4 protein-coding genes are annotated in these 6,000 nt (G+C 71.4%); all 4 read left to right on the plus strand.

From position 1 onward, the window contains the following. Positions 1 to 267 precede the first annotated feature (267 nt). The 4 genes from ACH4TV_RS01270 (at position 268) to ACH4TV_RS01285 (ending at position 5,858) form a co-directional block, all read left to right on the plus strand. Complete coding sequence (locus tag ACH4TV_RS01270) at positions 268 to 816, plus strand: beta-class carbonic anhydrase (protein WP_398392983.1); 549 nt, start codon at positions 268 to 270, stop codon at positions 814 to 816. Positions 817 to 1,066: 250 nt separating this feature from the next. After that, on the plus strand, positions 1,067 to 2,107 hold the full coding sequence (locus ACH4TV_RS01275) for an AAA family ATPase (RefSeq protein WP_398392985.1): 1,041 nt from the start codon (positions 1,067 to 1,069) through the stop codon (positions 2,105 to 2,107). Beyond that, a complete protein-coding gene (locus ACH4TV_RS01280) occupies positions 2,104 to 3,465 on the plus strand; it encodes a DUF58 domain-containing protein (protein WP_398392987.1) in 1,362 nt (453 codons plus the stop codon). The genes ACH4TV_RS01275 and ACH4TV_RS01280 overlap by 4 nt, the downstream gene beginning before the upstream one ends. After that, a complete protein-coding gene (locus tag ACH4TV_RS01285; RefSeq protein ID WP_398392989.1) occupies positions 3,465 to 5,858 on the plus strand; it encodes a DUF3488 and DUF4129 domain-containing transglutaminase family protein in 2,394 nt (797 codons plus the stop codon). The genes ACH4TV_RS01280 and ACH4TV_RS01285 overlap by 1 nt, the downstream gene beginning before the upstream one ends. Positions 5,859 to 6,000 lie beyond the last annotated feature (142 nt).

Genomic DNA, 6,000 nt, shown 5'->3' on the forward strand with positions numbered 1-6,000 from the left:
TACGCGCCGCGCACGCGGGGGATCAATCAGTCCAGCGGGGAGTCTCGCCTCCCGCTTCGCGTCACTTTAGTCCACGGTGACTCGCGGTCAATCAACCGGCCTGCGCGTCGCGACGCCCCGCCCCCACCAGGACGCGAATCGGCAGAAATCACCCGTACGGGTACACTCGTACCACCCGTGTGGGTTACCTCACAACAACGCTCATTGATGTTCTTTGTCCCCTCTCACAGCGGGCCCGGAAGGGGCGTGACCAGTACCGTCATAGTTATGACGACTTCCGCATCAGTTCCCACCGGACCTGACGGCGCCATATCCAGCGACGGCACAGTCACCGACCGTCTCGTCGAGGCCAACGAGCAGTACGCCGCCGCCTTCGCCGACCCGGGGATGGACGCCCGTCCGGTGCTCCAGGTAGCGATCGTGGCCTGCATGGACGCCCGCCTCGACCTGCACGCCGCGCTCGGCCTGGAGCTCGGCGACTGCCACACCATCCGCAACGCGGGCGGTGCCGTCACCGACGACGTGATCCGCTCCCTGACCATCAGCCAGCGGGCACTCGGCACCCGCAGTGTCATCCTCATCCACCACACCGGCTGCGGCCTGGAGTCCCTCACCGAGGACTTCCGGCACGAACTGGAGGACGAGGTGGGCCAGCGCCCCGCCTGGGCGGTGGAGGCCTTCCGGGACGTCGACCAGGACGTACGGCAGTCGATGCAGCGCGTGCGCACCAACCCGTTCCTGCTGCACACCGACGACGTCCGCGGCTTCGTCTTCGACGTGAAGTCGGGCCTGTTGCGCGAGATCGACCCCGCGTAACCGAACCGGACCGCCTGTTCTTACGTATGTCTCTACGAAATTTACCCTGCACTTCAGGGACGAAAATGCCCGAAAACAAGACATAGCCCTGCCAGTTATCCACAGGCGAGTGACACGAACCGGTAACGGCAACAAGAATGCGGGTGTGACGTCACGCGGAACTTCTCACGCGTGGTGTTCGTGTTTCGGGGTGGGCCGGTCCGCATCGCAGAGCGTCGGCCCGGAGTATGAACGGGCCTAGGAGGGCCGTGTGACGACCTATGACGATCGAGCGAGCCTCACTGATCTGACCGCCACTGTGGAACGAGTCCGCAGTTCCGTGGAGGGAGTGATCGAGGGCAAGCCTGAGGTCGTACGGCTTTCGCTGACCGTGCTGCTCGCCGAGGGGCATCTTCTGATCGAAGATGTGCCTGGCGTCGGCAAGACCATGCTGGCCAAGACGCTGGCCAAGTCCATCGACTGTTCCGTGCGGCGTATTCAGTTCACGCCGGACCTGCTGCCCTCGGACATCACCGGTGTGTCCATCTGGGACCAGCAGCGCCGCGACTTCGAGTTCAAACCGGGGGCGATCTTCGCGCAGATCGTGATCGGCGACGAGATCAACCGCGCGTCGCCGAAGACCCAGTCCGCGCTTCTGGAGTCCATGGAGGAGCGCCAGGTCACCATCGACGGGCAGACCTACGAACTGCCCAGCCCCTTCATGGTGGTGGCCACCCAGAACCCGGTCGAGATGGAGGGCACCTACCCGCTCCCGGAGGCTCAGCGCGACCGCTTCATGGCCCGCGTCTCCATCGGCTACCCGAGCCCGGAGGCCGAGCTCCAGATGCTGGACGTGCACGGCGGCGTCTCCCCGCTGGACGACCTCCAGCCGGTCGCCCACGCGCACGACATCGTGAAGCTCGTCGAGGCCGTCCGCAACGTCCATGTCGCCGAATCGGTCCAGCGGTACGCGGTGGACCTGGTGGGCGCCACGCGCACGCACCCCGACCTCAGACTCGGCGCCTCGCCGCGCGCCACACTGCACCTGCTGCGCGCAGCGAAGGCGTCCGCCGCCCTGAGCGGCCGTGAGTACGCACTGCCGGACGACATCCAGGCCCTCGCCGTGGCCGTCCTGGCCCACCGCCTGCTGCCCACCGCCCAGGCCCAGTTGAACCGCCGTACCGCGGAGCAGGTCGTCCTGGAGATCCTCCAGCGCACCGCGGTGCCCGCGGCACCCCAGCCGCAGAGCGGCTTCGGCGTGGGCCGCTCCGCGCCCGAGTTCGGCCAGCAGCCGCCACGGAGGCTTGGATGAGCGCAGGGGCGCCGGGGCACCCGGAGGACGACCAGGGCGAAAAGGGCGGGGTGCGCACGGCGCTGGCCGGTCTCACCACGCGCGGGCGCTCCTTCCTGGCCGCCGGAGTCGCCGCCGCCATCTGTGCGTACGTCCTGGGGCAGAGCGATCTGCTCCGGGTGGGCATCCTGCTCGCCGTGCTGCCGCTGGTCTGCGCGACCGTCCTGTACCGCACGCGCTACCGGGTGGCCGGCAGCCGCCGACTCTCCCCCGCGCGCGTGCCCGCCGCCGCCGAGGCCCGGGTCCATCTCCGGATGGACAACGTCTCGCGGCTGCCCACGGGCCTGCTGATGCTCCAGGACCGGGTGCCGTACGTGCTCGGTCCGCGCCCCCGGTTCGTCCTGGACCGGGTGGAGGCGGGCGGGCGCCGCGAGGTGTCCTACCGCGTCCGCTCGGACCTGCGGGGCCGCTATCCGCTGGGCCCGCTCCAGCTGCGGCTGACCGACCCGTTCGGCATGTGCGAACTGACCCGCTCCTTCTCGACGTACGACACCCTGACGGTGATCCCGCGCGTGGAGGGGCTGCCGCCGGTGCGGCTCACGGGCGAGGCCAGGGGGTACGGCGACGGACGGCAGCGCTCGCTGGCACTGGCCGGCGAGGACGACGCGATTCCGCGCGGGTACCGCTACGGCGACGACCTGCGCCGCGTGCACTGGCGCTCCACCGCCCGCTACGGCGAGCTGATGGTGCGCCGCGAGGAGCAGCCGCAGCGCGCCCGCTGCACGGTGCTCCTGGACACCCGGGGCATCGCCTATCTGGGCGCGGGCCCGGACTCGGCCTTCGAGTGGGCCGTGTCGGGCGCCGCGTCCGTCCTGGTGCACATGCTCGAACGGGGCTTTTCGGTACGGCTGTTGACGGACACGGGCAACTCCGTGCCCGGCGAGGGCGCCGAGGGTTTCGCGGGCGCCAGCCAGGAGTCGGCGGACGCGGCCGGACTGATGATGGACACCCTCGCGGTGGTCGACCACTCGGACGGCACGGACATCTCCCGGGCGTACGACGTGCTGCGCGGCGGCGGCGAGGGAATGCTGATGGCGTTCTTCGGCGACCTCGACGAGGAGCAGGCCGCGGTGGCCGCCAAGATGCGGCAACGCAGCGGCGGGGCTGTCGCCTTCCTGCTGGACAGTGAGACCTGGGTGCGGGAACCCACCGATGTGCCGGGTCCCGAGGACCCGGGCGAGGAGTCGCTGCGGATGCTGCGCGAGGCGGGCTGGACTGCGGTGCGAGTGCCGCGAGGGGCCGCGATGAGCGACCTGTGGAGCCAGGCGGACCGGGAGCGTTCCGGTCTCGGTGCCGTCGGCGGCCGGGAGGGACTGTGATGAGCGGGCGGGCACGACTGGCGCTGTGCGCCTGGATCGCCACCATGCTGGCGGCGTGCGCCATGCTGCCGCTGGTCGAGGACGTGAGCTGGCTGCTCCAGGTGGCCTTCCTGCTGGGCATGCAGACCGTCGTCGGCGCGGGGACCCGACGGGTGCCGCTGGCCTGGCCGCTGACGCTGGCCGCGCAGGTCCTCGTCTCCCTCCTCCTGCTGACCCTGGTCTTCGCCCGGGAACAGGCGTTCTTCGGCCTGATCCCCGGCCCCGACGCCTTCCAGCACTTCGGCACGCTGCTCCAGAACGGCACGGACGACATCGGGCGGTACGCCATCCCGGCGCCGCTGTCCGACGGCATACGGCTGATGCTGGTCGGCGGTGTCCTGCTGATCGGGCTCGCGGTGGACACCCTCGCGGTGACGTTCCGCAGCGCGGCCCCGGCAGGCCTGCCGCTGCTCGCGCTGTACTCGGTCGCCGCCGGGCTGGCCGACGGCGGCGGCGCCTGGCTGTGGTTCCTGCTCGCGGCGGCGGGCTATCTCATGCTCCTGCTGGCCGAGGGCCGCGACCGGCTCTCCCAGTGGGGCCGGGTCTTCGGCGGCGCGCCCCGCGCCCCGGGCGATCAGCCGGCCGGCGACGCGATCGCCTCTGTACGGACGGGACGGCGGATCGGCGCGGTCGCGCTGGGTGTCGCCCTGGTGGTGCCGCTCGCGCTGCCCTCGCTCGACGGCGGGCTGCTGGACGCCGCCGGGAGCGGGGTCGGCTCGGGCAGCGGAGGCGGCGGCACGATCTCCGCCGTGAACCCGCTGGTGACGCTGCGCGACAGCCTGAACGTGAACGAGGACCGCCAGGTCATGTCCGTGCGCAACAGCACCGAGGACACCCAGGACCTGTATCTGCGAATCGTCTCACTGGACTCGTTCGACGGCACGGCGTGGAAGCCGTCCCAGCGGAAGATCCAGGACGTGCCCGGCACGTTCCCGACCCCGATCGGCCTCAGCGCGGACGTACGGCGCACCGAGGTCACGACCAGCATCTCGGCGGCGGACTGGTACGAACAGGACTGGCTGCCGATGCCGTACCCCGCGACCGGTGTGCAGATCGACGGCAACTGGCGCTACGAGCCGGTGGGCCGCACCCTCGTCGGTGACCACGGCCAGAACACGAGCGGTGCGCGGTACACGGTGACAAGCCTGGACGTGCAGCCGACCGCGCAGCAGCTGGCCCAGGCACCGAAGGCGGACCCGGCACTGGTACGCGAGTTCACCCAGGTCCCGGAGTCGTTGCCGGCGATCGTGGCGCGCACCGCACAAGAGGTCACCGCCGGTTCGACGAACGCGTACGAGCAGGCGGTCAAGCTCCAGGACTACTTCTCGGTGAGCGGCGGCTTCCGCTACGACACGCAGGTGCAGGTCGGCAGCGGATCCAATGCGATCGCGCGGTTCCTGAGGGACAAGGAGGGCTTCTGCGTCCACTTCTCCTTCGCGATGGCCTCGATGGCCCGCACGCTGGGCATTCCGGCCCGGGTCGCGGTGGGCTTCGCGCCGGGCACCCCGCAGGCGGATCGCACGGTGTCGGTGGGGCTGCGTGACGCGCACGCCTGGCCGGAACTGTACTTCGAGGGCATCGGCTGGACGCGCTTCGAGCCGACCCCGAGCCGTGGTTCAGTGCCCGAGTACACGCAGTCCCAGGCTCCGGGCAGCGCCGTTCCGAACCCGGACGTGCCGTCCCAGAACGCGTCGGTGACGCCCTCCGACTCCGCCTCGGCGAGCGAGACCTGCACGTCGGAGCAGCGGCGGCTGGACGGCGGATGCGCGACGGAGTCCGCAGCTGCCGCGCTGGGCCAGGACGACGAAAGCAGCTGGTGGTGGCTCGCCCCGCTGGGGTGGACGCTGGGCGCGCTCGCCGTGCTGGCGCTTCTGCTCCTGCCGATGCTGTGGCGGTTGCGGATCCGGGACGTACGGCTCGGGGCGCACGGCCGCAGTGACGCCGGCGCGGCGGTCCACGCGCTGTCGGTCTGGCAGGAACTGACCGATACCGCCTGGGACTTCGGCATCAGCCCGGAGGAGTCGCAGACACCCCGCAAGGCAGCCGCCAGGATCGTGCGCCTCGGCCTCCTCGATCCACCGACGGCGGATGCCGTGCACCGGGTGGCGGACGCCGTCGAGCAGGTCCTGTACGCACCGAGTCCCCGCCTGGCCGCGGGGCTCGCGGAGGATGTGCGCCGGGTGACCGAGTCCCTGTACGCCACGGCGAGCCGGAGCACCCGGCTGCGCGCGACGTTCGTCCCGCGTTCGACCGTACGAGTGGTGTGGGAGTTGTCGGCTCGCTGGGCCGCGCTCAGCGAGCGGGCGCTGGCGGCCAGGCCGACCCTGCGCAAGCCGTGGGGCCAGCAGAGCTGACGGCACGACGGCTGGAAATGGTGGTGGGGCGCCCCCCCCCGCGGGGGGGGGGGGCCCCCCCCCCCCCGGGGGGGGGGGGGGGGGGGCCGGGGCGGGGGCGGGGGGGGGGGGCCCGGGGGGGGGGAGGCCCCCCCGCGCACGG

This window comes from Streptomyces sp. NPDC020898, from assembly GCF_044333925.1.
GTDB lineage: Bacteria > Actinomycetota > Actinomycetes > Streptomycetales > Streptomycetaceae > Streptomyces.

Coding starts and splice junctions, on each gene's coding strand:
- ACH4TV_RS01270 (WP_398392983.1), top strand. CDS start 268: ATGACGACTTCCGCATCAGTTCCCACCGGACCTGACGGCGCCATATCC.
- ACH4TV_RS01280 (WP_398392987.1), top strand. CDS start 2,104: ATGAGCGCAGGGGCGCCGGGGCACCCGGAGGACGACCAGGGCGAAAAG.
- ACH4TV_RS01285 (WP_398392989.1), top strand. CDS start 3,465: ATGAGCGGGCGGGCACGACTGGCGCTGTGCGCCTGGATCGCCACCATG.